Source organism: Falsirhodobacter algicola, from assembly GCF_018279165.1.
Taxonomy (GTDB): Bacteria; Pseudomonadota; Alphaproteobacteria; order Rhodobacterales; family Rhodobacteraceae; genus Falsirhodobacter; species Falsirhodobacter algicola.
In genome coordinates this window covers 396,186-421,704 of the sequence record NZ_CP047289.1, presented here as the reverse complement: position 1 = coordinate 421,704, position 25,519 = coordinate 396,186, and the positions used below count along the sequence as shown (strand labels likewise).

Annotated in this window: 24 protein-coding genes; 13 read left to right on the top strand and 11 right to left on the bottom strand. The window is 66.3% G+C overall.

The features are described 5' to 3' along the window. Positions 1–71 precede the first annotated feature (71 nt). The 6 genes from infA to GR316_RS02135 all read left to right on the top strand — a co-directional run bounded on the left by infA (position 72) and on the right by GR316_RS02135 (position 5,643). The gene (gene infA, locus GR316_RS02160; protein WP_023664579.1) at positions 72–290 is read left to right on the top strand and encodes a translation initiation factor IF-1; all 219 of its coding nucleotides are present in this window, start codon (positions 72–74) and stop codon (positions 288–290) included. A gap of 6 nt (positions 291–296) precedes the next feature. Beyond that, the gene (locus tag GR316_RS02155; RefSeq protein ID WP_211784429.1) at positions 297–872 is read left to right on the top strand and encodes a Maf family protein; all 576 of its coding nucleotides are present in this window, start codon (positions 297–299) and stop codon (positions 870–872) included. Beyond that, positions 869–1,900 (top strand): ribonuclease E/G, encoded by a 1,032-nt coding sequence (locus GR316_RS02150; protein WP_211784428.1) that lies wholly within the window; start codon positions 869–871, stop codon positions 1,898–1,900. Before GR316_RS02155 ends, GR316_RS02150 begins: the two co-directional genes overlap by 4 nt. After that, on the top strand, positions 1,897–2,067 hold the full coding sequence (locus GR316_RS02145) for a DNA gyrase inhibitor YacG (RefSeq protein WP_211784427.1): 171 nt from the start codon (positions 1,897–1,899) through the stop codon (positions 2,065–2,067). The genes GR316_RS02150 and GR316_RS02145 overlap by 4 nt, the downstream gene beginning before the upstream one ends. Before the next feature lie 53 nt (positions 2,068–2,120). Then, a complete protein-coding gene (locus GR316_RS02140) occupies positions 2,121–3,536 on the top strand; it encodes a sugar porter family MFS transporter (RefSeq protein WP_211784426.1) in 1,416 nt (471 codons plus the stop codon). Positions 3,537–3,624: 88 nt separating this feature from the next. Further along, entirely contained in the window at positions 3,625–5,643 is a 2,019-nt protein-coding gene (locus GR316_RS02135; protein ID WP_211784425.1) for an NAD(+) synthase, read from the top strand. On the opposite strand, the gene GR316_RS02130 is transcribed toward GR316_RS02135, so the two are convergent. The 5 genes from GR316_RS02130 to GR316_RS02110 all read right to left on the bottom strand — a co-directional run bounded on the left by GR316_RS02130 (position 5,640) and on the right by GR316_RS02110 (position 10,467). Then, positions 5,640–5,795, bottom strand: a complete 156-nt coding sequence (locus GR316_RS02130) for a small membrane protein YohP (RefSeq protein ID WP_211784424.1) — start codon at positions 5,793–5,795, stop codon at positions 5,640–5,642. The two genes, GR316_RS02135 and GR316_RS02130, sit on opposite strands and share 4 nt — an antisense overlap. After that, a complete protein-coding gene (locus GR316_RS02125) occupies positions 5,785–7,197 on the bottom strand; it encodes an NAD(P)(+) transhydrogenase (Re/Si-specific) subunit beta (protein WP_390625171.1) in 1,413 nt (470 codons plus the stop codon). Before GR316_RS02125 ends, GR316_RS02130 begins: the two co-directional genes overlap by 11 nt. 22 nt (positions 7,198–7,219) lie before the next feature. Continuing rightward, on the bottom strand, positions 7,220–8,785 hold the full coding sequence (locus tag GR316_RS02120) for a Re/Si-specific NAD(P)(+) transhydrogenase subunit alpha (RefSeq protein WP_211784422.1): 1,566 nt from the start codon (positions 8,783–8,785) through the stop codon (positions 7,220–7,222). 258 nt (positions 8,786–9,043) lie between these two features. Next, positions 9,044–9,466: a nucleoside-diphosphate kinase gene (ndk, locus tag GR316_RS02115; protein WP_211784421.1), complete on the bottom strand. Its 423-nt coding sequence runs from the start codon at positions 9,464–9,466 to the stop codon at positions 9,044–9,046. Between the two features lie 95 nt (positions 9,467–9,561). Next, the gene (locus tag GR316_RS02110; protein ID WP_211784420.1) at positions 9,562–10,467 is read right to left on the bottom strand and encodes a cation diffusion facilitator family transporter; all 906 of its coding nucleotides are present in this window, start codon (positions 10,465–10,467) and stop codon (positions 9,562–9,564) included. A 400-nt stretch (positions 10,468–10,867) separates the two neighbouring features. Here GR316_RS02110 and nrdH point away from each other — a divergent pair, with 400 nt between their 5' ends. The 4 genes from nrdH to nrdF all read left to right on the top strand — a co-directional run bounded on the left by nrdH (position 10,868) and on the right by nrdF (position 14,669). Next, positions 10,868–11,089 carry a glutaredoxin-like protein NrdH gene (gene nrdH, locus GR316_RS02105; RefSeq protein ID WP_211784419.1) on the top strand — a complete coding sequence of 74 codons (222 nt, stop codon included), beginning with the start codon at positions 10,868–10,870 and terminating at the stop codon, positions 11,087–11,089. Between the two features lie 4 nt (positions 11,090–11,093). Further along, on the top strand, positions 11,094–11,492 hold the full coding sequence (gene nrdI, locus GR316_RS02100) for a class Ib ribonucleoside-diphosphate reductase assembly flavoprotein NrdI (protein WP_211784418.1): 399 nt from the start codon (positions 11,094–11,096) through the stop codon (positions 11,490–11,492). 35 nt (positions 11,493–11,527) lie between these two features. Beyond that, positions 11,528–13,609, top strand: a complete 2,082-nt coding sequence (gene nrdE, locus GR316_RS02095) for a class 1b ribonucleoside-diphosphate reductase subunit alpha (protein ID WP_211785066.1) — start codon at positions 11,528–11,530, stop codon at positions 13,607–13,609. An 82-nt stretch (positions 13,610–13,691) separates the two neighbouring features. After that, positions 13,692–14,669, top strand: a complete 978-nt coding sequence (gene nrdF, locus GR316_RS02090; protein WP_211784417.1) for a class 1b ribonucleoside-diphosphate reductase subunit beta — start codon at positions 13,692–13,694, stop codon at positions 14,667–14,669. Positions 14,670–14,699: 30 nt separating this feature from the next. On the opposite strand, the gene GR316_RS02085 is transcribed toward nrdF, so the two are convergent. The 4 genes from GR316_RS02085 to rpsF all read right to left on the bottom strand — a co-directional run bounded on the left by GR316_RS02085 (position 14,700) and on the right by rpsF (position 17,122). Beyond that, complete coding sequence (locus tag GR316_RS02085; RefSeq protein ID WP_211784416.1) at positions 14,700–15,680, bottom strand: YihY/virulence factor BrkB family protein; 981 nt, start codon at positions 15,678–15,680, stop codon at positions 14,700–14,702. 218 nt (positions 15,681–15,898) lie between these two features. Beyond that, on the bottom strand, positions 15,899–16,480 hold the full coding sequence (gene rplI, locus GR316_RS02080) for a 50S ribosomal protein L9 (RefSeq protein WP_211784415.1): 582 nt from the start codon (positions 16,478–16,480) through the stop codon (positions 15,899–15,901). 10 nt (positions 16,481–16,490) lie between these two features. Next, positions 16,491–16,718 (bottom strand): 30S ribosomal protein S18, encoded by a 228-nt coding sequence (gene rpsR, locus GR316_RS02075; protein WP_128253824.1) that lies wholly within the window; start codon positions 16,716–16,718, stop codon positions 16,491–16,493. Positions 16,719–16,738: 20 nt separating this feature from the next. Next, positions 16,739–17,122: a 30S ribosomal protein S6 gene (gene rpsF, locus GR316_RS02070; protein WP_211784414.1), complete on the bottom strand. Its 384-nt coding sequence runs from the start codon at positions 17,120–17,122 to the stop codon at positions 16,739–16,741. A 198-nt stretch (positions 17,123–17,320) separates the two neighbouring features. On the opposite strand from rpsF, the gene purB reads away from it, so the two are divergent. Continuing rightward, positions 17,321–18,622, top strand: a complete 1,302-nt coding sequence (gene purB, locus GR316_RS02065; protein ID WP_211784413.1) for an adenylosuccinate lyase — start codon at positions 17,321–17,323, stop codon at positions 18,620–18,622. 54 nt (positions 18,623–18,676) lie between these two features. Beyond that, on the top strand, positions 18,677–19,717 hold the full coding sequence (locus GR316_RS02060) for a FliG C-terminal domain-containing protein (protein ID WP_211784412.1): 1,041 nt from the start codon (positions 18,677–18,679) through the stop codon (positions 19,715–19,717). Here GR316_RS02060 and GR316_RS02055 read toward each other — a convergent pair. Beyond that, on the bottom strand, positions 19,689–20,591 hold the full coding sequence (locus GR316_RS02055) for a LysR family transcriptional regulator (protein WP_249218792.1): 903 nt from the start codon (positions 20,589–20,591) through the stop codon (positions 19,689–19,691). The genes GR316_RS02060 and GR316_RS02055 overlap by 29 nt on opposite strands. A gap of 91 nt (positions 20,592–20,682) precedes the next feature. Here GR316_RS02055 and GR316_RS02050 point away from each other — a divergent pair, with 91 nt between their 5' ends. Beyond that, a complete protein-coding gene (locus GR316_RS02050; protein ID WP_211784411.1) occupies positions 20,683–21,663 on the top strand; it encodes a YeiH family protein in 981 nt (326 codons plus the stop codon). 31 nt (positions 21,664–21,694) lie between these two features. Here GR316_RS02050 and GR316_RS02045 read toward each other — a convergent pair whose 3' ends face one another. Next, positions 21,695–25,519, bottom strand: coding sequence for a baseplate multidomain protein megatron (locus GR316_RS02045; RefSeq protein WP_211784410.1), 3,825 nt, complete (start codon positions 25,517–25,519; stop codon positions 21,695–21,697).

Genomic DNA, 25,519 nt, shown 5'->3' with positions numbered 1-25,519 from the left:
CCGAACCACGGGCGCATCTACGCCCCATATTTGGCGCGGCAGATCGCGCATCATCCCAAATCGGAGAGACCATGGCCAAGGAAGACATTCTCGAATTCCCCGGTGTCGTCAAGGAACTCCTGCCGAACGCGACATTCAGGGTCGAACTCGACAATGGCCATGAATTGATCGCGACGATGGCAGGTAAGATGCGTAAAAACCGCATTCGCGTTCTGGCCGGCGACAAGGTTCAAGTGGAAATGACGCCCTACGACCTGTCCAAGGGCCGCATCAACTACCGCTTCAAGTAAGCTCGGATGCGTCTCATCCTCGGCTCTGCCAGCCCGCGGCGCAAGGATCTCCTTGCGCAGCTGGGTCTCGTGCCCGACGCCATCCTGCCGCCCGACATCGACGAGACGCCGCTGAAGGCCGAATTGCCGCGCCCCTATTGCGCGCGCATCGCCCGTGCGAAGGCGGAGGCGGTCGCGTCGGGGCCGGAGGATGTCGTCCTCTGCGCCGATACGACGGTGGCCCTTGGCCGCCGCATCCTCGGCAAGCCGCGCGACGCGGCCGAAGCGGCGGAGTTCCTCCTCGCGCTCGGCGGTCGTCGGCACCAGATCATCACCGCCGTCGTCGTCCGCCGGGGTGAACGCGTCTGGACGCGCGAGGTCGTGAGCCAAGCCAAGATGAAACGCCTCTCGGATGACGAATTGAACGCCTATCTCGCCTCGGGCGACTGGCAGGGCAAGGCGGGCGGATACGGCATTCAGGGTGCGGCGGGCGCCTTTATCCCGTGGATCGCCGGGTCCTTCACCGGCATCGTCGGCCTGCCTTTGGCCGAAACGGCGCAACTGCTGACGGCGGCCGGGCTGCCGGTCTGGAGAATGGCATGAAGGGTCGCGTGATCCATCTCGATCAGGTGGGCGGGCGCGAAGCCGCCGCGCTGGTCATCGACGGTGCGCTGCACGATCTGCTGATCGCACCCCAAAGCGACGCCCCCCTTCCGGGCGCGATCTTCCGCGCCATCGTGGACCGGCCCATGAAGGGTCAGGGCGGCGTCTTCGTGCGCATGCCGGCGAACGGGTCGGGCTTTCTGCGGCAAGTGTCGGGCCTCTCGCCGGGGCAGCGCGTTCTGGTGCAGGTCACGGGCACGGCCGAAGGCAGCAAGGCGACCCCCGTCACCACGCGCCTGCTGTTCAAAAGCCGGTTCTGCATCGTCACTCCGGGCGCGCCGGGGCTGAACATCTCGCGCCGCATCCGCGACGAGGATCTGCGCACCGAACTCGCCGCATTGGCGGAGGCCGGAATGGCAGGCTCTTCCGAAGGCTTGATCCTGCGCTCGGCCTGCGAGGCGGCGCCCGACGAGGACATCGCCCGCGACATCGCCGAAACCCGCGCCTTGGCCGAGGCCGTTCTCGCCGATCTGGATGGCGGGCCGGAACTGCTGGTGGACGGCCCCTCGCCGCACGAAACGGCGTGGCGCGACTGGATGGACCCGGCGCCCGACGATCTGCGCGAGGGCGCGTTCGAAACCGATGGCGTGCTGGATCTGATCGACGAGGCGCTTTCGGACCGCGTTTCCCTGCCCGGCGGGGCCTTCATGACGGTGGAGCCGACGCGCGCCTTGGTGGCGGTGGACGTGAACACCGGGCCCGACACCTCGCCCGCGGCGGGGATGAAGGCGAACGTGGCCGCCGCCCGCGATCTGCCGCGGCAGTTGCGCCTGCGCGGCCTCGGCGGTCAGATAGTCGTGGATTTCGCCCCGATCTCCAAGAAGGACCGGGCGGTGCTGGATCAGGTGCTGCGCGCCGCCTTCAAGGGCGAGGCGGCGGAGACGAGCCTCGTGGGCTGGTCCGGCCTTGGCCTCTACGAACTGGTGCGCAAACGCGACCGCATCCCCCTCTCCGAGGCGCTGGCATGAAATGCGCGATCTGCGGCAAGCCGGTGGACCCGGCCTACCGCCCCTTCTGCTCGCGCCGCTGCGCGGATGTCGATCTGGCCCGCTGGCTGAACGGCAGCTACGCCGTCCCCACCCAAGAGACCGAAGACATCCCCTCGGACGATGACGACCTGCCCCGAACGCATTGACGGCGGGGCGTTTTGGTGCACATCCCCCGTGACGAGATAACGCAGAGGGACAGATGCAGCAGACCATCGAACATGACGGGACAATGTCCCGACGCCTGCTGCTCGTGACGGGGACCGCCGCGCTTGGCGGGTTCCTGTTCGGGTATGACAGCTCCATCATCAACGGCACCGTGGATTCGATCCGGGGTGCCTTCGGCCTTTCGGCCGCCGCGATCGGCTTCGTGGTGTCCTGTGCGCTTCTGGGCGCGATGGTCGGCGCGTGGTATGCCGGCGTCTGCGCCGAGCGGTTCGGCCGCGTGCGCACCATGATCATCGCATCGCTGCTGCTGTCGGTCAGCGCGCTCGGCTCCGGCCTTGCGTTCGGCACGGTCGATCTGATCCTCTGGCGCTTCGTCGGCGGCGTGGGCGTGGGCTTCGCCTCGGTCATCGCGCCCGCCTATATCGCCGAGGTGTCCCCCGCGGGCAATCGCGGCCGCCTCGGCACGCTTCAGCAGATGGCGATCGTGGTCGGCATCTTCCTGTCGCTTCTGATCAGCGCCGTTCTGGCGCGGATCGCGGGCGGCGCGGCGGCAGATCTCTGGGGTTCCACGGCATGGCGCTGGATGTTCCTGTCGGAACTGATCCCGGCGATCGGCTATGGCCTTCTGGCGATGCGCCTGCCCGAATCGCCCCGCTACCTCGTGGAGCGTCAGCGTCTGGACGAGGCGCGCCACGTCCTTCAGACCGTGGTCGGCATGTCCGGCGCCGATGCGATCGGCCGCAAGATCGAAGAAATCCGCACCACCGTCGCCTCCGAGGCGCGCAAATCCTTTACCGATCTGCGCGGCCCGCGGTTCGGCCTGCGCCGTGTCGTCTGGCTGGGCATCATCCTGTCGGTGTTCCAGCAATTCGTCGGCATCAACGTCATCTTCTACTATTCTACGACGCTGTGGCAGTCGGTGGGCTTCGACGAATCCGATTCGTTCATGCTCTCCGTCGCTGGGTCCATCACTAATATCGTAGCGACGGTCATCGCCATCGCGCTGATCGATTCGGTGGGGCGGCGCAAGCTGCTGCTGGGCGGTTCGGCCCTGATGGCGCTGTCGCTCGGCGTCATGGCGCTGGCGTTCAGCAATGCCGGCACGGTCGATGGTGCGGTCAGCCTGCCCGCCCCGTGGGGCCCGGTCGCGCTGGTGGCGGCCAACGTCTTCATCATCGGTTTCGGGGCAAGCTGGGGCCCGGCGGTCTGGGTTCTGCTGGGCGAGATGTTCCCCAACCGCATCCGCGGCATGGCCCTCGGCCTTGCCGGGGCGGCGCAATGGCTGGCGAACTTCGTCGTCAGCACGACCTTCCCGATCCTTGCGGCCATCGGCCTCGATTTCGCCTACAGCCTCTATGCGCTGTTCGCGCTTCTGTCGTTCATCTTCGTGCTGCGTTCGGTGCAGGAAACGAAGGGCCGCAGCCTCGAATCCATGATCTCCGAGGACTGATCCTTCCGCGAGGGGCCTACCGGCCCCTTGCCCATCCGGGGCCCGCCGGGGCATGTACCAAGTACAGGGCATCACCGGAGGACAGACCATGACCAGCGCCGACTTCGCCTCGATCCACCGGCACGGGTTCGTCCGCGTCGCCACCGCGACCCCCGCCGTCCGCCCCGCCGACATCCCGTTCAACGAGGCCGCGATCCTCGCCCGGATGCAGCAGGCGGATGCGGCCAAGGTCGATCTGCTGATCTGTCCCGAACTCTGCGTCACCGCCTATGCCATCGACGATCTGCTGCTGCAGGACGCGATCCTGATCGCGGCCGAGGCGGCCGTGCTGCGTCTGGCCGAAGCGACGGCCACGCTGTCGCCTCTGGTCCTGATCGGTGCGCCGCTGCGGCGGGACGGGCGCCTTTACAACTGCGCGGTGGCGGTGGCCAAGGGGCGGGTTCTGGGGGTAGTGCCGAAATCCTTCCTGCCCAATTACCGCGAATATTACGAAAAACGCTGGTTCGCCCATGGCCGCGACGTGCGCGGTGAGATCGCTCTGGGCGGCCAATCCGTTCCCTTCGGCAGCGATCTTCTGTTCGAGGCCGAGGATCTGCCCGGCTTCGTCACCCATGTCGAAATCTGCGAAGATTTCTGGGCCCCGACGCCCCCGTCGACCCAAGGGGCGCTGGCAGGGGCGGTGATCCTTGCCAATCTCTCGGCCTCCAACATCACGATCGGAAAGGCCGATGACCGCCATCTGCTCTGCGCGTCGCAATCCATGCGGGCGATGGCGGCCTATGCCTATTCCGCCGCCGGCGCGGGCGAAAGCACCACCGATCTGGCATGGGACGGTCAGGGCGGCATCTACGAGCTAGGCGATACGCTGGCGCTGTCCGAACGTTTCGCCGTCGATCCCCCGCTCTGCATCGCCGATGTGGATACGGGGCGCATCCTGTCCGAACGCAGCCGCACCGGCACCTTCGCCGATGCCGGGCAGCCGTCCTTCCGCCGCATAAGGTTCGCCCATCGCCCCGCCACCGGCGATATCGGCTTTCACCGCCGCCAGCGGCGTTTTCCTTATATCCCCGCCCGCGCCGACAAGGTGGATCAGGACTGCTTCGAGGCGTTCAACATTCAGGTGGACGGTCTGCGCCGCCGGTTCGAGGCGACGGGCGGCGGGCGCATGGTCATCGGCATTTCCGGCGGCCTCGACAGCACCCATGCCCTGATCGTCGCGGCCAAGGTCTGCGACCGGCTGGGCCTGCCCCGCTCCACCATCCTTGGCTATACCATGCCCGGCTTTGCCACCAGCGAGGGCACGAAGTCCAACGCTTGGGCGCTGATGCGGGCCATGGGGATCGACGCCGAGGAGATCGACATCCGCCCCGCCGCGCGGCAGATGCTGTCGGATATGGGCCACCCCTTTGCGGATGGCGCCCCCGTCTATGACATCACCTTCGAGAATGTTCAGGCAGGCCTGCGCACCGATTATCTCTTCCGCCTTGCCAATCATCACAAGGGGTTCGTGATCGGCACGGGGGATCTGTCGGAACTGGCGCTCGGCTGGTGCACCTATGGCGTGGGCGATCAGATGAGCCATTACGCCGTGAATGCGGGCGTGCCCAAGACGCTGATCCAGTATCTGATCCGCTGGGCCGCCGGGGGGGATCAGTTCGATGCCGAAACCGACCGCGTGCTCTTGAACATTCTGGGGACCGAAATCTCACCCGAACTGGTGCCGGGGGAGGAGCTTCAGGGCACCGAGGCCCTGATCGGCCCCTATGAGCTGCATGATTTCTTCCTGTTCCACATCCTGCGCTACGGCCATACGCCGGCGAAGGTCGCCTTCCTTGCATGGCAGGCGTGGCGCGAGATGGAGGCCGGCGAATGGCCCGCAGGGTTCCCCGAAGGCAAGAAGCACGTCTATGACCTGCCGACGATCAAGCACTGGCTGGAAGGGTTCGTGAAACGGTTCTTCGCGTTCAGCCAGTTCAAGCGTTCGGCCATTCCGAACGGGCCGAAAGTGTCATCGGGCGGCGCACTCAGCCCCCGGGGGGATTGGCGCGCGCCGTCCGATGCCGTGGCGCGAGTTTGGCTGGACGATCTTGCGACCGTCCCCGATTAAAAGATCAGTTTGAGAAGCAGGATCACCACGATCAGACCGATCAGGAAGATGACCCCCATGGTGCCGCCGATGAACTTGAACATTCGTGCCTCCTGTTGATGCCCGAATGAAGAACGCCCCGCGAGGGCGGGGCGTTCCGGATCAATCCACAAGATTGACGAGTTGTCCGATGGATCCCTTGGCATCGCCGTAGAACATCCGGGTGTTCTCCTTGAAGAACAACGGGTTCTCGATCCCGGAATAGCCGGTCCCCTGCCCGCGTTTGGACACGAAGACCTGCTTGGCCTCCCACACCCGCAGCACGGGCATACCGGCGATCGGGCTGTTCGGGTCCTCCTGCGCGGCCGGGTTCACGATGTCGTTGGAGCCGATGACGATCACCACATCGGTGGAGGCGAAGTCGTCGTTGATCTCGTCCATCTCCAGCACGATGTCATAGGGCACCTTCGCCTCGGCCAGCAGCACGTTCATATGGCCCGGAAGGCGGCCCGCCACGGGGTGGATGCCGAAGCGCACCGTCTTGCCCTTGGCGCGCAGCTTGCGCGTCAGTTCCGACACCGCCTGCTGCGCCTGCGCCACGGCCATGCCGTAACCCGGCACGATGATGACGCTGTCGGCATCGTTCAGCGCGGTCGCCACGCCTTCGGCGTCGATGGCCACCTGCTCGCCCTCGATCTCCATCGCGGGGCCGGTCGTGGTGCCGAAACCGCCAAGGATCACGTTGACGAAGCTGCGGTTCATCGCCTTGCACATGATGTAGCTGAGGATCGCCCCCGAAGAGCCGACCAGCGCGCCCGTCACGATCAGCAGATCGTTCGAGAGCGAGAAGCCGATCGCCGATGCCGCCCAGCCCGAATAGCTGTTGAGCATGGAGACGACCACCGGCATGTCCGCGCCGCCGATCCCCATGATGAGGTGATAGCCGATGAACAGCGCGCAGGCCGTCATCAGGAGCAGCGTCCAGCCGCCCGCGCCGTTGCAATAGGCGATGAGCAGGATCACCGACAGCGCCGCCGCGCCCGCGTTCAGCCAGTGGCCGCCCGGCAGTTTGCGCGCCTTGCTGTCGATCTTGCCCGAAAGCTTGCCGAAGGCCACGATCGAGCCGGTGAACGTCACTGCGCCCACGAACACGCCGATGAACGTCTCCACCTGAAGGATGGCGATCTCGGCCGGGGTCTTGTGGGCGATCAGCGCCTCGAACCCCGAAAGGATGCCCGCATCGAGGCCCAGAACCCGGTTCATCACGATATGCGTGCAGAAGCCGATGAAGACCGCCGCGAGGCCGACGAAGCTGTGCAGCGCCGCCACCAGTTGCGGCATCGCCGTCATCTCCACCCGCTTGGCGACGTACCAGCCGATGCCCGCGCCCAGAACGATCGCCAAGAGCACGAGCGGAAGATACCCCGGACCCGGGCCGAACAGCGTCGCGACCACGGCCAGCGCCATGCCGGCGATGCCGTACCACACCGCACGCTTGGCGCTTTCCTGCCCCGAAAGACCGCCGAGGCACAGGATGAAGAGAATTGCGGCAGCGATATAGGCTGCCGAAACCATTGCGTAATCCAAAGCCGCCCCCTTACGATTTCTGGAACATGGCGAGCATGCGCCGCGTCACGAGGAAGCCCCCGACGATGTTGATGGAGGCGATGAGGATCGCCACGAAGGACAGCAGCACCACGAGGAAGCCGCCCGCCCCGATCTGCACCAAGGAACCGAGGATGATGATCCCCGACACCGCGTTCGTGACCGCCATCAGCGGCGTGTGCAGCGAATGGGACACCGCCCAGATCACTTGGAAACCGATGAAGCAGGCCAGTACGAAGACGACGAAATGCGCCATGAAGCTGGCCGGTGCGACGGCGCCCACCACCAAGAGCAGAACCGTCGCCGCGACCAGAAGGCCGACCTGCGTCTTGGTCTGCTGACGGAAGCGCAGGACCTCGGTGGCGCGCTTTTCTTCGGCGGTCGGTTCCTTGACCTTTTCGCGCGGTTTCTGCGCGGCGATGGCTTGGATCTTCAGCGGCGGCGGCGGGAAGGTGATCTCCCCCTCATGCGTCGCGGTCGCCGTGCGGATCACGTCATCGTCCATGTCATGGTTGATGACGCCGTCCTTGCCCGGTGTAAGATCGGACAGCATGTGACGGATATTGTTGGAATAAAGCGTCGAGGACTGCGTCGCCATGCGGCTGGGGAAGTCGGTATAGCCGACGATCGTCACGCCGCCATCGGTCACGATCTTCTCGTCCGGGACGGTCAGCTCGCAGTTGCCGCCGCGTTCGGCCGCAAGGTCCACGATCACGGAGCCGGGCTTCATGGCCTCCACCATGTCGCGGGTCCACAGGACCGGGGCCGGACGGCCGGGGATCAGCGCCGTGGTGATGACGATGTCCATCTCGGGGGCGAGTTCGCGGAACTTCTTCAGCTGCGCATCGCGGAACTCCGGGCTGGAGGGGGCCGCATAGCCGCCCGTCGCCGCGCCGTCGGTCTGCGCCTCCTCGAAATCGAGATAGACGAATTCCGCGCCCATCGATTCGATCTGCTCAGCCACTTCGGGCCGCACGTCGAAGGCATAGGTGATCGCGCCAAGGCTCGTGGAGGTGCCGATCGCGGCAAGACCTGCCACGCCCGCGCCCACGATCAGCACCTTGGCCGGCGGCACCTTGCCCGCCGCCGTCACCTGCCCGGTGAAGAAGCGGGGGAAGTTGTTGCCCGCCTCGATCACGGCGCGGTAGCCGGCGATGTTGGCCATGGAGGACAGCGCGTCCATCTTCTGCGCGCGCGAGATGCGGGGGACCATGTCCATCGCAACCACGGTCGCGCCGCGGGCCTTGACCGCCTCCAGCAATTCGGCGTTCTGCGCCGGCCAGAAGAAGCTGATGAGGGTCTGCCCCTCGCGCAGCTTGGCCACCTCCTCCTCTTCGGGGCCGCGGACCTTCACCACGACATCGGCCGCGGCGTAAATATCATCGACCACGGTCACGCCGGCGGCGCGATAGGCGTCGTCGGTGAACCCGGCTTTGGCGCCGGCCCCGGTCTCGATCAGGCACTCATGCCCCAGTTTGCGGATCTGCGCGGCGCTCTCGGGTGTCATCGCCACCCGGGCCTCGCCAGCAAAAACCTCCTTCGCGGCTCCGATCTTCAAAAGCCGACCTCCCTCTCGTGCTCACTCACTGGAGCGGCAGTTAAGACACGAAAGCACCGGGTTGCAAGACAAGTAGGAGGTATGCATGGGCATGCCTCAGCATGCTTCGGCATACATTTGCATACCGAAAATGAGCCCATGACGCGGCAGCGGCCAGCGGCGCGCATCGGTTCGGCACTGTGGGGATCGGGGGGCGGCGGGCGCAGGGCACCGGCCGGGGGGCGGGACCGCGCAGCACTTGCGCGGCCCCAACAGGCATTAGCCGACCAGTTCGAGACCGGAGAAGAAGAAGGCGATCTCTTCCTTGGCGGTTTCCGGCGCGTCGGAGCCGTGGACCGAGTTCTCGCCGACCGAAAGAGCGAACTCCTTGCGGATGGTGCCGGCATCGGCGTTGGCCGGGTTGGTCGCGCCCATCACTTCGCGGTTCTTGGCAATGGCGCCCTCGCCTTCCAGAACCTGTACGACGACCGGCTCGGACGCCATGAACTCCACCAGCTCGCCATAGAAGGGGCGCTCTTTGTGGACTTCGTAGAATTTGCCGGCCTGCGCCGTGGACAGGTGCAGACGCTTTTGCGCGACGATGCGCAGGCCCGCTTCCTCGAATTTGGCGTTGATCTTGCCGGTCAGGTTGCGGCGGGTCGCATCGGGTTTGATGATCGACAGGGTGCGTTCGACGGCCATATTGGTCTCTCTTGCAATCCAAGGGCCACCATGGCCCGGTTCCGACGCCCTGCTAACATGCCTCGGCGGCGTGGTCCATCATGCAGCGCAGCCGATCAGCCCTCCGCCGTGCCGAAGGCACAGGGTTCCGGCTCGGGGGTCCAGTCGATCTCAACGGTGGAATGGGCGATGCCAAAATCATGCGCGAGCGCGCGCTTCACCCGGCGCACCGCTGCCCGCGCATCCCCCGAGGTGCGAAGGTGCAGCGTCGCCGCCACCTGCCCCGAGGTGATCTGCCAGATATGCAGATGATGCACATCCTCCACCCCCGCCAGCGCCCGCAGATGCGCGCGGACCTGTTCGGGGGCGGCGCCGGGGGGCGCGCCCTCCATCAGGATGTCGAACGAGGATCGCAGCAGCGCCCAGCCCGACCGCAGGATCAGCGCCGAGAGCAGTACCGACAGGATCGGATCCGCCGCCACCCAGCCCGTCGCCCAGATGATTCCCGCCGCGAGAATCGCCGCGACCGAGCCGAGCATGTCCCCCGCCACATGCAGCAGCGCCCCGCGGATGTTCACATGATCCGTATCGCCCCGATGCAGCAGCCAGAACACCGCGCCATTCACCGCCAGCCCCAGAAGCGCCACCACCAGCATCGGCCCCGGCAGAACGTCCGAGGGATGCAGCAGCCGCAGCACCGCCTCCCACAGGATCCACAGGACCAGCAGGATCAGCACGCAGGCGTTGACGAAGGCCGCCAGCACCTCCAGCCGCCGATCGCCGAAGCTGCGCAGCGGCCCGCCCGAACGTCGGCCAAGGCGGAAGCCCGCCCATGCCAGCGCCAGCGCCGCCGTATCGGTCAGCATATGCCCCGCATCCGCAATCAGCGCGAGAGAGCCGGACAGAAAGCCGCCCACCACCTCCACCACCATGAAGGCGGCAGTCAGTAGGCAGGCGGCCAGCACCACCCCTTCGTTATGGTGGTTGCCCGCTTCGTGGGCAGCGTGGGAATGATCGTGCATGGCTCGCTCCGCCGTCCGGCACCGGGCCGGTGTCAACGGCGTCAGGGTGCAAGTCACGGACCGGAAAGGCAATCCCCGAGGCCCGCGATTTATCCACAGGACGGCACACAGAAACGCTCACCGGAAAATTGCCGAGCCGTGCAGTTCGGCGTTGAGACTCGGATCGGCAGGCGCTATATCTTGCCCCGAGGCACGGACACCCCCCTAGGGGTAGATGTGGCGAAGGCCCCGAACGCCAATAAACACTGGCAAAAGGGTCTTTCGGGCAGCCGCCACGACACCACATCCTGTGGTGCCTGGCCCGCTTCGCTCCTCGTGCATTTTGATGACCACGGGTGACGGACCCGGTGGCCGCTTGGCGGTTACTGGTGCCCCGGCCCATTGGAACGGGACAAGAACGATGGCTGTGACGCTTTACTCCAAACCCGCCTGCGTGCAGTGCGACGCCACCAAGCGCGCCCTCGACAAGCAGGGCGTCGATTACACCATCATCGACCTGTCCGAAGACGCTGCGGCGATGGAACTGGTGACCGGCCTCGGCTATCGTCAGGCGCCGGTCGTGATCGCGGGCAACGATCACTGGGCGGGCTTCCGTCCGGACAAGATCGGCGCTCTGGCCTGATCCCGTGGCCCGGCTGGTCTATTACAGCTCGGGCTCGGGGAACACGCGGCGGTTCGTGGATCGGCTGGGCCTGCCCGCCATCCGCATCGCCGGAGAGATCCGGGTGAGCGAGCCTTACGTCCTGCTCACCCCCAGTTATTCGGACGGCGAAGGACGGGGGGCGGTGGCCAAGCCGGTTATCCGCTTTCTCAACGACCCGGAGAACCGCGCCCTGATCCGGGGTGTGATCGCCTCGGGAAACCTGAACTTCGGTGAACACTTCGCCCTTGCGGGCAAGATCATCGCCGCCAAATGCAAGGTCCCCCTGCTCTACAGCTTCGAGCTGGCCGGGACCGATGACGACGTGGCGCGCGTGAAACAAGGATTGGACACGTTTTGGACACGGCACTCGACCGCCCCGTAGAGCCCGCAGGCCTCGATTATCACGCGCTGAACGCGATGCTGAACCTCTATGACGGCGAGGGGAAGATCCGCTTCGACGCCGACCGCATGGCGGCCAAGCAGTATTTCCTGCAGCATGTGAACCAGAACACCGTGTTCTTCCATTCGCTGGAGGAGAAGCTCGGCTATCTCGTCCGCGAGGGCTATTACGAGACCGAGGTGCTGGACCAGTATTCCCGGCCCTTCATCCGCGGGATCTGGGACGCCGCCTATGCGTGCAAGTTCCGCTTCCCGACCTTCCTCGGCGCGTTCAAGTACTACACCAGCTACACGCTGAAGACGAAGGACGGCAAACGCTACCTCGAACGCTACGAGGATCGCGTCTGCATGCTGGCCCTGACGCTGGCCGCAGGCGACGAGGCGCTGGCCATGCGCCTGATGGAAGAGGTCATGGGCGGCCGCTTCCAGCCCGCCACCCCCACCTTCCTGAACGCCGGCAAGAAACAGCGCGGAGAGTTGATCTCCTGCTTCCTGCTGCGGCTCGAAGACAACATGGAATCCATCGGCCGGTCGATCAACTCGGCGCTGCAATTGTCCAAGCGCGGCGGCGGCGTGGCCCTGATGCTGACCAACCTGCGCGAGGCCGGTGCCCCGATCAAGGGGATCGAGAACCAGTCCTCGGGCGTGATCCCGGTCATGAAACTGCTGGAAGACAGCTTCTCCTATGCCAACCAGCTGGGGGCGCGTCAGGGCGCGGGGGCGGTCTATCTGAACTGCCACCACCCCGACATCCTGAAATTCCTCGACACCAAGCGCGAGAATGCGGACGAGAAGATCCGCATCAAGACCCTGTCGCTGGGCGTTGTGATTCCCGACATCACCTTCGAACTGGCGAAGAAGAACGAGGATATGTACCTCTTCTCGCCGCACGACATCCAGAAGGTTTACGGCGTTCCCTTCTCCGAGATCTCGGTCACCGAGAAGTATCGTGAGATGGTGGACAACCCGCGCATCAAGAAAAAGAAGATCAAGGCGCGCGACTTCTTCCAGATCATCGCCGAGATCCAGTTCGAGAGCGGCTATCCCTACATCATGTTCGAGGACACGGTGAACCGCGCCAACCCGATCGCGGGGCGGATCACCATGTCCAACCTCTGCTCGGAGATCCTGCAGGTCAACGAGGCGTCGGAGTTCAACGACGATCTGTCCTACAGCCATATGGGCACGGACATCTCGTGCAACCTCGGCTCGCTCAACATCGCCAAGACGATGGACGGCCCCGATTTCGGCGCCACGGTGGAAACCGCGGTGCGCGCGCTGACGGCCGTGTCGGTGATGTCGGCGATCGACAGCGTTCCGTCCATCCGCCGGGGCAACGACGAATCGCACGCGATCGGCCTTGGTCAGATGAACCTGCACGGCTTCCTCGCACGCGAGCATATCATGTACGGCTCGGAGGAAGGGATCGACTTCACCCGCGCCTATTTCGCGGCCGTCGCCTTCCACGCGATCCGCGCCTCCAACCTTCTGGCGGTGGAGCGGAAGGAAAGCTTCAAGGGCTTCGAGCAATCGAAATACGCCGACGGCACCTTCTTCGACAAATACACCGAGCAGGATTGGCTGCCCGAGACGGAGACCGTGACCGCGCTGTTCGCGAAGTTCGGCATCACCCTGCCGACCCGCGCCGACTGGGCCGATCTGAAGACCAAGGTGATGGCGGGCGGGCTTTACAACCGCAACCTGCAGGCCGTGCCGCCGACCGGCTCGATCAGCTACATCAACAACTCCACCTCCTCGATCCACCCGATCGTCTCCAAGATCGAGATCCGCAAGGAAGGCAAGATCGGCCGCGTCTATTATCCCGCGCCCTTCATGTCGAACGAGAACCTCGAGTACTATCAGGACGCCTACGAGATCGGGCCGGAAAAGATCATCGACACCTATGCCGCCGCGACCGAGCATGTGGATCAGGGCCTGTCGCTGACGCTGTTCTTCAAGGACACCGCCACCACACGCGACATCAACCGCGCCCAGATCTATGCGTGGAAGAAGGGCATCAAGACGATCTACTACATCCGCCTGCGCCAGCTCGCGCTGGAAGGAACCGAAGTTCAGGGCTGCGTGTCCTGCACGCTCTGACGACGGGCGGGCCGCTGCGCCTGCCCCGGAACGACGCCGAAGGCAGTCCTGCGGGGCTGCCTCTTTCCCAAGAGGACCCGCAATGAACGCCCAAGCCCCCCTGCGCCGCACCCCCACCCGCGCCGTCAACTGGAACCGCATTCAGGACGAAACCGACCTGACGGTGTGGAACCGGCTGACCTCGAACTTCTGGCTGCCGGAAAAGGTGCCGCTGTCCAACGACATCCCGTCCTGGGCCACGCTGACCGATCACGAACAGCAACTGACCATCCGCGTCTTCACCGGGCTGACCATGCTCGACACGGTGCAGGCCTCGGTCGGGGCGATCGCGATGATGCCCGACGCGGTGACGCAGCACGAAGAGGCCGTGCTGACCAACATCGCCTTCATGGAATCGGTCCATGCGCGGTCCTATTCGTCGATCTTCTCCACGCTCTGCGCGACGAAGGACATCGACGAGGCCTTCCGCTGGGCCGAAGAGAACCCGCATCTTCAAAAGAAGGCGCGGCTGGTGCTGGATCATTACCGCGCGACCGATCCGCTGCGCCGCAAGGTCGCCAGCGTGTTCCTCGAATCCTTCATGTTCTATTCGGGCTTCTATCTGCCGATGCACTGGTCCAGCCGCGCCAAGCTGACCAACACGGCCGACCTGATCCGTCTGATCATCCGCGACGAAGCGGTGCATGGCTACTATGTCGGCTACAAGTTCCAGCGCGCGCTGGAGCGTCTGACCGAGGCCGAGCGGGCGGAGATCAAGGATTTCGCCTTTGCGATGATGTTCGACCTCTACGAGATCGAGGAAGCCTATACCGAAGAGCTCTATGACGGTGTCGGCCTGTCCGAGGACGTGAAGAAGTTCCTGCACTACAACGCGAACAAGGCGCTGATGAACCTTGGCTACGAGGCGCTGTTCCCGTCGAGCGTGACGGATGTGAACCCGGCGATCCTCGCGGCCCTCAGCCCCAACTCGGATGAGAACCACGACTTCTTCTCCGGCTCCGGCTCGTCCTATGTGATCGGCAAGGCCGTCGCGACCGAAGACGAAGACTGGGACTTCTAAGACGAAGGGGGGCGTTGCGGCCCCCCTTTTTCAATGCGCGATCACATCCGCCGCATGGGCCTCGCGTTCGCCCATGGGCCGGTCCGGTCCGACGGTGCTGTCGTCGCTGACCTGCTTCTCCGTTTCGGAATTGATCTCAGCGCCGACCAGCACGATCACCGAGGACAGCCACAGCCACATCAGCAGGCCCATCAGCGCGCCGAGCGAGCCATAGGTCTCGTTGAAATTGGCGAAGTTGGACGCGTAGATCGAGAAGGCGACCGAGAAGATCACCAGCGCCACAGAGGCGAAGACCGCCCCCGGACTGATCCAGCGCCAGCGCGCCGAACGGCGGCTCGGCCCGAAGCGGTAGAGCCCTGCCAGCGTCGCCATCATCACGAGGAAGATCACCGGCCAACGGATCAGCAGCGCCGAGGTCTGGCCCCCGCCCGTCTCGATCGACAGGAAGGACAGCACCGCCGGCAACACCGCCACCGCCGCGATCATCACGAGGATGAGGATGACCCCCCCGATCATCATCGTCATCGAGATGAGGTTCAGCATGACGTAGGAGCGTTTCTCACGCTCGTTATAGGCGACGTTCAGCGCCTCGATCATCGCCTTCACCCCGCCATTGGCCGACCACATCGCCACCAGCAACGAGAAGATGGAGGCGAAGGTCATCGTCGTCGCATCCGTGGACGCGATGCGCGTGACCTGATCGTTCACGATCGACAGCGATTGTTCGGGCAGCACCTCGGCCAGAAGGGCCATGTGGTTCGTCACCGTCGCCCGGTCGGCGAACAGCCCATAGATCGACACGAAGGCGGTGATCGAGGGCACGAAGGCCAGCAGCAGGAAGAAGGTCATCCCCGCCGCCACGGCCAGAACCCGGTCCTCCATCACGGCGCCGATGACGCGTTTGGCGATCTGCCACCAGCCGCGGGCCGGTATCTCCACCGGAGAGGAGGCGCTGCGGCCCACGGGCGGATCGGTTTCGGATACGGGGGTACGGGTGGTCGATGTCGGCATCACTGGCTTCTCCGTCGCGGGGGGGCGCGGCCGCAGAAATGTCAGCAGCAGCAGGCCACTGCCCACCAAAAGCCATGTTCTGTCCGGTTTGTGCGCCATGCCCCGATGTCTCCCATCACAACTGCGGCACAACGCCGCGATCGGCACAACCGTTCCCTGAACGGAAAAGGCCGCGCCCTGTGGGGCGCGGCCTTCGTGTCGTCACGAATGGGGCGGGGTCAGTCCCGCTCGTCCTCGTCGTCCTGTGCAGCGCCCAGATCTTCGAACAGGCCGGCGATCTCGAATTCGGCCGCAGCCTCTTCTTCGGCAGCCAGTTCTTGGATCGACTTGCCGGACGCCTGCAGTTCAGCCTCTTCGGCGGAACGTGCGACGTTGATCGACACCTTCACCGCGACTTCGGGGTGCAGAACGACCGTGACCGGGTGCAGACCGAGGTCCTTGATCGGACGGTCCAGCACGACTTGGCCGCGGTTCACGGTGAAGCCGTTGGCGGTCGCGGCATCGGCCACGTCGCGCGTCGTCACCGAACCGTAGAGCGCGCCCGAGTCGGACGCGGAACGGATCACGACGAACTGCTGCCCGTCGAGCTTCTCGCCCACGACTTCGGCCTCTTTGCGCGTCTCGAGGTTTTCGGCCTCAAGCTGGGCCTTGCGGGCCTCGAACGACTTGATGTTCATGTCGTTGGCGCGCAGCGCCTTGCCCTGCGGCAGCAGGTAGTTGCGGGCATAGCCGTCCTTGACGGAAACGACTTCGCCCATCTGGCCCAGCTTGGCCACGCGCTCAAGAAGGATAACTTGCATCAGCGGATCCTCACTTCACGGCGTAGGGCAGCAGGGCGAGGAAGCGCGCGCGCTTGATCGCTGCCGCCAGCTTGCGCTGGTTCTTTGCCGAAACGGCGGTGATGCGCGAGGGCACGATCTTGCCACGCTCGGAGATGTAGCGTTGCAGGGTGCGCGTGTCCTTGTAGTCGATCGCGGGTGCGTTGTCGCCCCCGAACGGATCAACCTTGCGACGACGGAAAAACGGTTTGTTGGCCATGTGTCAGGTCCTTTTCCAGATCAGCGACGGAAGCCGCCACGGTCGCCGCGCGAATCGCGGTCGCCACGGCCTTCACGCTCGTCACGCTTTTGCATCTGCACGGACGGACCTTCTTCATGGGCGTCGACCTTGATGGTCAGGACGCGCATGACGTCGTCATGCAGGCGCATCAGACGCTCCATCTCCTGCACGGCGGCCGAGGGCGCATCCGAACGCAGGAGGGCGTAATGGCCCTTGCGGTTCTTGTTGATCTTGTAGGCCATCGTCTTGACGCCCCAGTACTCGCTTTCGACGACTTTGCCGCCGTTATCCGCAAGAACCGTGGAGAAGTGTTCGACAAGGCCTTCGGCCTGCGCGTTGGACAGGTCCTGACGCGAGATGAAGACATGCTCGTAAAGCGGCATGTGCACTCCTGTTCAGGGCGCATTTCATAGGACGGGATCACCTTTCCGCACACCCGTCCACGAGAGGCTGCGCCGATTATCCGTGACTGCGGAAAGGAAGCCGCCTTATACACGGATCGCGCACGGGGGCAAGGGGGCGTTGCCATGCGGGCGCCTTGCGCGTAAGGGTCTGCCACGCGCTGCGAGAGAGAGGCCCCGATGATCCCCCGCTATTCCCGCCCCGACATGGTCGCCATCTGGTCGCCCGAGACGAAGTTCCGCATCTGGTACGAGATCGAGGCCCATGCCTGCGACGCGCAGGCCGATCTGGGCGTGATCCCGCGCGCCAATGCCGACGCCGTCTGGAAGGCCAAGGACGTGACCTTCGACGTTGCCCGCATCGACGAGATCGAGGCCGTCACCAAGCATGACGTGATCGCCTTCCTGACCCACCTTGCCGAACATGTCGGCGCGGACGATGCGCGTTTCGTGCATCAGGGGATGACCTCCTCGGACGTGCTCGACACCACGCTGAACGTGCAACTGGTGCGCGCGGCGGATCTGCTGCTGGCCGGGATGGACCGCGTTCTGGCCGCGCTGAAGACCCGTGCGCTGGAGCATAAGGACACGGTGCGCATCGGCCGCAGCCACGGCATCCATGCCGAGCCGACCACGATGGGCCTGACCTTCGCCCGATTCTACGCCGAGATGGACCGCGGCCGCACCCGCCTTGAGGCGGCGCGCGAGGAAATCCGCACCGGCGCGATCTCCGGCGCCGTCGGCACCTTCGCCAATATCGACCCGGCGGTGGAGGAGCATGTCTGCGCGAAGATGGGCCTCAAGCCCGAACCGATCAGCACGCAGGTCATCCCCCGCGACCGCCACGCCATGTTCTTCGCCACGCTGGGCGTCGTCGCCAGCAGCATCGAGAACATCGCCATCGAGATCCGGCACATGCAGCGCACCGAGGTTCTGGAGGCGGAGGAGTTCTTCTCACCCGGCCAGAAAGGCTCCTCGGCGATGCCGCACAAGCGCAACCCGGTCCTGACCGAGAACCTGACCGGCCTTGCCCGTCTGGTCCGCATGTCGGTGATCCCGGCGCTGGAAAACGTGGCCCTCTGGCACGAGCGGGACATCTCCCACTCCTCGGTGGAGCGGGCGATCGGCCCGGATACGACCATCACGCTCGATTTCGCGCTGCACCGTCTGGCCGGCGTGATCGAAAAGCTGGTGATCTATCCGGACAACATGCTGGCGAACATGAACAAGTTCCGCGGCCTCGTGATGAGCCAGCGCGTGCTTCTGGCCCTGACGCAGGCCGGCGTCAGCCGCGAGGACAGCTACCGCCTCGTGCAGCGCAACGCCATGAAGGTCTGGGAACAGGGCGCCGACTTCAAGACCGAGCTTCTGGCCGATCCCGAAGTGACGGCGGCCCTGTCCCCCGCCGAGATCGAAGAGAAATTCGACCTCGGCTATCACACCAAGCACGTCGACACGATCTTCAAGCGCGTCTTCGGCTAACCTGCCGTTAATGCCTGCATGGCATCCTGCCCCCGATGGATGAAGGGGGGCAGGATGTCTCAGGCACTGGCACAGATCCAACCGGCGCAGCGCGCGGTGCGCATTGCCGCCCCCGCGCGCGCCCTGTCGCGGCGCCAGAAGGCCGCCGTGATCGTGAAGCTGCTCGTCTCCGAAGGCAGCCCGATCCCCATCTCCGCCCTTCCCGAAGACATGCAGGCCGACCTGACCGAAGAGATGGGTCAGCTGCGCCTCGTTGATCGCGACACGCTTCAGGCCGTCGTGGCGGAGTTTCTGGCCGAACTCGATGGCGTCGGCCTTGCATTCCCCGGCGGGATGGAGGGGGCGCTGAAGGCGATGGACGGGCATATCTCCTCGGAGGCGGCGCACCGGCTGCGCCGCGCCGGGGCCGGACCGGCCGATCCGTGGGAACGCCTGAACGCCCTGCCCCCCGACAAACTCCTTCCCGTTCTGGAGGATGAGGCGCCGGAGGTGGCGGCCGTGGTTCTGTCGAAGCTGCCCGTGGCGCGGGCGGCGGAACTGCTGGGCAAGCTGCCGGGGCAGCGGGCGCGCCGCGTGGCCTTCGCCGTGTCCCAGACCGGCGATGTGGATCCGGCCACCGTCCGCCGCATCGGCCAGACCCTCGCCCATCAGCTGGAGGCCGAGCCGCCCCGCGCCTTCGCCGCCGCCCCCGGCGAACGGGTGGGCGCGATCCTGAACATCGCCCGCAGCCAGACGAGGGACGACGTTCTTGCCGGGCTTGAGGCCGAGGATGCGGTCTTTTCCGCCGAGGTGCGCCGCTCCATCTTCACCTTCGCGCATCTGCCCGAACGGGTGCTGCCCGCCGATGTGCCCAAGATCGTGCGGCTGGTGGATCAGCCGATCCTCGTGACAGCGCTGGCGGGCGATCCCGTGGTGGCGGCGTTCCTCTTGTCCCATTTGTCGCAGCGCCTTGCCCAGACCCTGCAGGACGAGATCACCGACCGCCCGCCCCCGCGCGAGGCCGAGGCCGAGGAGGCGATGACCGCCATCATCGAAAGCATCCGCCGCCTCGAGGCCGCGGGCGGCATCACCCTGTCCCAGCCGCCGGAGGGGTAAGCGCCATCTCCATCAGCGCCCGCGCCGCATGGCTTTCGTGCCGCTCCTTGTGACGCAGGCTGCGGAAGGTGCGGGCGGGCAGCGCCACGTCCAGCTTTGCCAGCGTTCCGGCGCGCAGAAACGGCGCCGCCGCCGCCGCCGACACCGCCGTCAGCGCGGGCCCCGCCCGCACCGCCGACAGCACCGCCTCGTTCGAGGGCAGGGTCAGCACGATGTCCAATTCGCGCGGGTCCATCCCTTCGGCCGCCAGCGCCGCCTCGAACTCCGACCGTGTGCCGGACCCTTCTTCGCGCAGCACCCAAGACGCCTCGCGCGCCAGCACGGGCAGGGCCGGGCGATCCTCGGCCAGCGGATGGTCGGGGGCCGAGACGACGATCATCTGATCGCGCGCCACATCCCGCAGATGCAGCGCGCCGTGATCGACCGCCCCCTCGACGAAGCCGATCTCGGCCCGTCCATGCAGCACGGCGTCCACCACCGCCTGCGTGTTCCCGACCTGCATATGCAGCTCCAGCCCCGGATGGCGGCGGTGCAGGCGCATCAGAACCGGCGGCAACCAATAGGCCGCGACGGTCTGGCTGGCCCAGACCTCCAGCCGCCCCCGCGACAGATCGCCGATATCCGACAGCGCGATTTCGGCGGCGCGGGCGCGGGCCAGCACGGCGCGGGCCTCGTCCAGAAAGACGCGGCCCGTCTCGGTCAGTTCGATCCCCCGCCCGACGCGGTGGAACAGTTCGATCCCATAGGTCCGCTCCAGCGTGCGGATCGCCGCGCTGACGGCCGAGGGCGTCAGCCGCAGCGCATGGGCGGCCTCCGTCACATGCTCGCGCTCGGCGACGGCGACGAAGGCGGAAAGCTGGTCGAGTGTCATCATGCAGAAATACTGCACGGAACGTGCCGCATTATGCAATGGATTCTTATGGAAGGAACAACGATCTTCTTCATAGCCAGGATCGGAGATCACCATGCCATTCGCGCCCCAAATCAAGCAGCTTTCTCCCGGCCTCATGGCCTGCATCGGGGTGGTGGCGGCGGCTTGGGTGGTCAGCACGATCGGCGGCTGGACCAGCAACATGCTGGTCTTCTGCATCCTGATCGGGACGGCGGTGCACACGCTCTTCGGCCTGCCCGCGGCTGCCGGGCCGGGCATCCGCTTTGCGGCGCACCGGGTTCTGGAACTCGCGATCGTTCTGCTGGGGGCCAGCATCGACGTGTCGGCGCTGGCGGGCCTTGGTCCGAAACTCCTGATCAGCGTGGTGCTTCTGGTGGCCGTGGCGATTCCGGTCAGCTTCGCCATCGGCCGGATGCTGGGCCTGCCGCCGCGTCTGGCGGCGCTGGTGGCCTGCGGCAACTCCATCTGCGGCAATTCGGCCATCGTCGCCGCCGCCCCCGCCCTGCGGGCCGAGGCGAAGGATGTCGCCTCTGCCATCGCCTTCACGGCCGCGCTCGGGATCGCGGTGGTGCTGGCGCTGCCGCTGCTGGGTCAGGCGCTGGGGCTAGACGCATGGCATTACGGCATCCTCGCCGGGATGAGCGTCTATGCCGTCCCGCAAGTGCTGGCCGCGACCGCGACGGCGGGCCTCGTCGCCACGCAGATCGCGACGCTGGTGAAACTGGTGCGGGTGATGATGCTCGGCCCGGTCGTGCTGCTGCTGGGCCTGACGGCGGGCCGTCAGGCAAAGGCGCCGATCTCGGCCATGATCCCGTGGTTCATCCCGGCCTTTGCCGCGATGGCGGTGCTGCGCAACACCGGGATGCTGCCGCCCATGGTCATGCCCACGATCAGCGGCGCGACCGAGGCACTGACCCTCGTCGCGATGGCCGGCCTCGGTCTCTCGGTCGATCTGCGCTCGGTCCTGCGTTCGGGCGGGCGGGTGCTGATGGCGGGCACGCTGTCCATCCTCGCGCTGCTGGCGATGGGGTTCGGGATCCTTCAGATCCTCTGATGCAGGAAAACGGCCCCCGAAGGGGCCGCCCTCAAACCGCGATTGTGGCGAAAGGCCCCGGCCCGAACCGGTCCGAGATCTGGGCCACCGCCACATGGCACCCTTCCCCATCCGCCGCCCGATCCGCGGCGGCATAGGTCCATTCGGGCGCCGTCACCACCACCTCGTGCAGGATCGTGTCCTCCCGGATCACGCGGACCATGTACTGCTCCGCCGTCTCGTTCAGCGGCACCTCGTAGCTTTGCCAGCTGTCGCCGTCGATCCGCGTGCGGCGCACCCAGCCGAGGGTGCCGCCCTCCATCCGCAGATGACAGGGCGCATAGGGGCGCAGCCCAACCCCCTTGAAGGCCCGTACCTCATGCGTCACGGCCGCATCGTCATAGCCGCGCGCGGCCGCCCCGATGCGGTAATGCCGCGCCAGATCCCGCGCATCGGCGGACAGCGTCACCTGCGCCACCGCCTCGTCCATGAGCACGACATAGCTGCCTGCGGGCCAACCCTCGGCGGGAATGTCGCCCTCGGTCCCGGCCTGCCCGCGCAGCCGCACCGACAGATCGTAGATCCCGCTGCCCGCCAGCAGCGCCTCGGCGAATTGGAACACCTCCCATGTCTCGCCATCGCCAATCGCCATGACATTGGCCCCGTTCAGCACCTGCAGCGCCGTCGCCGAGGACAGGGCTCCCCCCTCCATCTTCACGCGCAGCGGCTCCCCCCGGTCCCACAGGCCGGGCGCGGCGGGCGCCAGCACCGATTGCGTGACGCCGATCACCGCCCCCAACTCCACCAAACGGTTGAGGGTATAGCCCGCATCCTCCACCGCGCTCCAGACGCCGACCTGCCCCGGCCACGGGGTCGCGGTGACGGCCAGATGCGGCGCATGGGGCACCTCGTCGCCCTTCAGCAGCGGCAGATCGAGGAACAGCGGGAACACCGGCACCGGCGCCACGAAGGCGACCGGCACCACCCGCTCCTCCACCGCGTCGGATGGGGTATAGACCTGCGCCTCCACCCGCACCGCCTCGGCCATCTGCACGCCGGCGCTGTCCAGCCGGTCGATGCGGTAATCGGCCCCCTCCAGCGTGACGACATCGCCCGCCCGCAGATCAGCCGAAGGCGGCAGCGCGAAACGGGCGGTGTCGCGGGCGATCCGCGCCTCCGCCAGCCAGCGTTCGGCGATGCCGCGACCCTCGGCGGCCGTCAGCACCAGCGCCAGTTCGCTGGAGGAGATGGCCCGCGTCGCCTCGTCGGGGAAAACGGCCTCCACCTGCCGGGTGCCGTAATTGCCCTCCGCCTCGGTGAAGCTGAGGCGCACATGGCCGGCGGTTTCGGCATCGGGGGCGCGGCTGGTTTCCAAGATCCCGTCGAGATCGCCGATCGCAAGGCGCGCCGTGTCGAGGACCGCCGCCGGCTGCCCGTCGCGCATGCGAAAGGCCAGAACGCCGTCCCGCTCCATCGCCTCGAAGCCATAGGCCAGCATCAGCGGCTGAAGCGCGGCGCGCGCGCTGCCCGTATCGGACACGACATAGCCGCGCACCAGACCATAGAGGTCCGTCACCTCCACCGCCGTCACGCCCGAGCGCGCGCAGATCTCCTCCACCACCGAAGCCAGCGGCTGCGCCGAGGCACGCCCGTTCAACCAGTGCCCGCGGGGATAGTTGTCCCCGTCCGACCACAGGTCCGTCAGGTTCGGAAAGACCGGGAAGGGCCGCGCATCCCACGCCCAGACATGCGCCCGGTCCATATCCACCATGGCCCCGTCATAGACCGAGGATTGCGGATTGTTCGCCCCGTCCCGCCAGAACCGCGCCATCGCCCGCAGATACTGCATCTGCATCAGATCGTCCCGCCGCCCGTCCGATGCGCGCGGCAGCACCGATTCCGAAGATTTCGGATCGAGGAACTTGTTCGGCTCGTTCGTGCCGCGATGGATCGCGGCACAGCCGTATTCGGTGAACCGGATGGGCTTGGATTCGGGCACCCAAGCCGTCGCCTCGCTGCTGCGCACGCCGCCGCGCCGGTCGTGATGGGGCTGCGACCACCAGTTGCGGATGTCCTTGTAGCGAAAGACCCACGGCTCGTCATAGGCGCCGTCGGTGATGGGAACGCGCCGCTGCGCCGCCAGCCCCTCGGGGCCGTCATAGTACCAATCGTACCCCTCGCCGCCCGCGACATTCGCAGTCAGGTAATCCAGATCGTAGATCGACCCCCATGAGGCATCCGCGTGATCGGTCCCGTCGCGCCAATCGGACAGCGGCATGTAATTGTCGATGCCGACGAAATCGATCGCCGGATCGGCCCAGAGCGGATCGAGATGGAAATGCACGTCGCCATCGGCGTGATAGCCGAAATACTCGCTCCAATCGGCGGCATAGGTGATCTTGGCCTTCGGCAGGATCGCCCGCACCTCGGCGGCAAGGCGGCGCAGGGCCGCCACGGCGGGGAAACTGTCCTCCGCGCCGCGCACTTGGGTCAGGGCGCGCATCTCCGATCCGATGCAGAAGGCATCGACGCCCCCCGCCTCGGCGCACAGATGCGCGTAATGCAGGATGAACCGGCGATAGCGCCATTCGGGCGGCCCGTCATAGGCGGTGCCGTCGAAATCCCCCACCGAGGCCGTGCCGAAGAAGGCCGCGACCTCCGCCTCGGCGGCGGCGCTGCGGTCGGGGCTGCCTGCGATGCCCGGCGCGCGCGAGGTGGTGATCCGCCCCCGCCATGGCAGCACGGGCTGGCCCTCCTGCCCCGTCCAAGGGTCGGGCAGGGTGTTGCCCGCCATCTGCTCCATCAGGATGAAGGGATAGAACATCACTTCGCGGCCGCTGGCGCGGATGGCGCGGATCGCCTCGCGGACCGAGGCGTCGCAGGGCGTGCCGCCATAGACCGGCCGCCCCCCATCCTGCGGCACGAGGCCCGCCCCCTTGCGCGTCAGCCCCGCCACCGTCCACGGCATGTTGGTGCCGTCGATCTCCGCCTGCTCCACCCCCGGCCGCACGAGGCAGTCGCCGCAGCGCAGATCCGTGCCGAACCACGACACGACGAGCGAGACCGAGCCGGCATTCGGCAGCTCCTCCGCCATCTGATCCAGCGAGGATTGCAGGTCCGAGCGCCCCGACGCCATATGCACGTTCAGCGCGGTATAGGTGCCAAGGCCCTTGCTGGCATGCACCCGCGTCGTCGCCAGCGCATATTCCCCCGTGCCGGGGATCATCGCGACGGCATGCACCGCCTCCTGCACCGTCAGCCCGGTCGATGGGCGCAGCACCTCGAAGCTGAATTGCGGAATGCGGTTGCCGTAATCGGCGAGGGCCAGATCCTCCATCACGACATAGGCGATGCCGCGATAGGCGGGGGCCACGCCCTCCACCGCCACGATCTTGGGATCGGGCTGCTGATCGCGGCTGCCGACATAGACGCGCAGGTTCAGATCCTCGGGCGCGACTTCGATGCCGTCGGCCCAGATGCGACCGACCGAGGCGATCTCCCCCTCGCAGAGGGCGATGGCGAGGCTGACGGAATAGCTGTATTGCGTGACCTTGGTCTTCGAAGAGCCCTTGCCCCCGCCCGAGGAGGTGCTCTTCTCCTCGCGGAAGCGGGTGGACCAGATCACCTGCCCGGCGATGCGGCTGCGCCCATGAAGCTGCGGCACGGCGGTCCCTTCGGACGCGCCCATGATGCGGAAACGTTCCACCTGGCCGGTTTCCACGGCATCGCTGCCCTGCCCCAGAAGGCGCTGGTCGATCACCTGTCCCAGCGTGGCCCCGACGGCCCGCCCGATCACCGCGCCGGACAGGCCCAGCGCCGCGCCGCCGAAAGCGCCGCCCACGGCCGCACCGGCCGAGGCAAGAAGAAGGGTCGCCAT

Bases quoted from the DNA above. Each gene is read 5' to 3' on its own strand.
- infA (WP_023664579.1), top strand. From the start codon at position 72: ATGGCCAAGGAAGACATTCTCGAATTCCCCGGTGTCGTCAAGGAACTC.
- GR316_RS02155 (WP_211784429.1), top strand. From the start codon at position 297: ATGCGTCTCATCCTCGGCTCTGCCAGCCCGCGGCGCAAGGATCTCCTT.
- GR316_RS02150 (WP_211784428.1), top strand. From the start codon at position 869: ATGAAGGGTCGCGTGATCCATCTCGATCAGGTGGGCGGGCGCGAAGCC.
- GR316_RS02145 (WP_211784427.1), top strand. From the start codon at position 1,897: ATGAAATGCGCGATCTGCGGCAAGCCGGTGGACCCGGCCTACCGCCCC.
- GR316_RS02140 (WP_211784426.1), top strand. From the start codon at position 2,121: ATGCAGCAGACCATCGAACATGACGGGACAATGTCCCGACGCCTGCTG.
- GR316_RS02135 (WP_211784425.1), top strand. From the start codon at position 3,625: ATGACCAGCGCCGACTTCGCCTCGATCCACCGGCACGGGTTCGTCCGC.
- GR316_RS02125 (WP_390625171.1), bottom strand. From the start codon at position 7,197: ATGGTTTCGGCAGCCTATATCGCTGCCGCAATTCTCTTCATCCTGTGC.
- ndk (WP_211784421.1), bottom strand. From the start codon at position 9,466: ATGGCCGTCGAACGCACCCTGTCGATCATCAAACCCGATGCGACCCGC.
- GR316_RS02110 (WP_211784420.1), bottom strand. From the start codon at position 10,467: ATGCACGATCATTCCCACGCTGCCCACGAAGCGGGCAACCACCATAAC.
- nrdH (WP_211784419.1), top strand. From the start codon at position 10,868: ATGGCTGTGACGCTTTACTCCAAACCCGCCTGCGTGCAGTGCGACGCC.
- nrdE (WP_211785066.1), top strand. From the start codon at position 11,528: ATGCTGAACCTCTATGACGGCGAGGGGAAGATCCGCTTCGACGCCGAC.
- nrdF (WP_211784417.1), top strand. From the start codon at position 13,692: ATGAACGCCCAAGCCCCCCTGCGCCGCACCCCCACCCGCGCCGTCAAC.
- GR316_RS02085 (WP_211784416.1), bottom strand. From the start codon at position 15,680: ATGCCGACATCGACCACCCGTACCCCCGTATCCGAAACCGATCCGCCC.
- rplI (WP_211784415.1), bottom strand. From the start codon at position 16,480: ATGCAAGTTATCCTTCTTGAGCGCGTGGCCAAGCTGGGCCAGATGGGC.
- rpsR (WP_128253824.1), bottom strand. From the start codon at position 16,718: ATGGCCAACAAACCGTTTTTCCGTCGTCGCAAGGTTGATCCGTTCGGG.
- rpsF (WP_211784414.1), bottom strand. From the start codon at position 17,122: ATGCCGCTTTACGAGCATGTCTTCATCTCGCGTCAGGACCTGTCCAAC.
- purB (WP_211784413.1), top strand. From the start codon at position 17,321: ATGATCCCCCGCTATTCCCGCCCCGACATGGTCGCCATCTGGTCGCCC.
- GR316_RS02060 (WP_211784412.1), top strand. From the start codon at position 18,677: ATGTCTCAGGCACTGGCACAGATCCAACCGGCGCAGCGCGCGGTGCGC.
- GR316_RS02055 (WP_249218792.1), bottom strand. From the start codon at position 20,591: ATGATGACACTCGACCAGCTTTCCGCCTTCGTCGCCGTCGCCGAGCGC.
- GR316_RS02050 (WP_211784411.1), top strand. From the start codon at position 20,683: ATGCCATTCGCGCCCCAAATCAAGCAGCTTTCTCCCGGCCTCATGGCC.
- GR316_RS02045 (WP_211784410.1), bottom strand. From the start codon at position 25,519: ATGGCGACCCTTCTTCTTGCCTCGGCCGGTGCGGCCGTGGGCGGCGCT.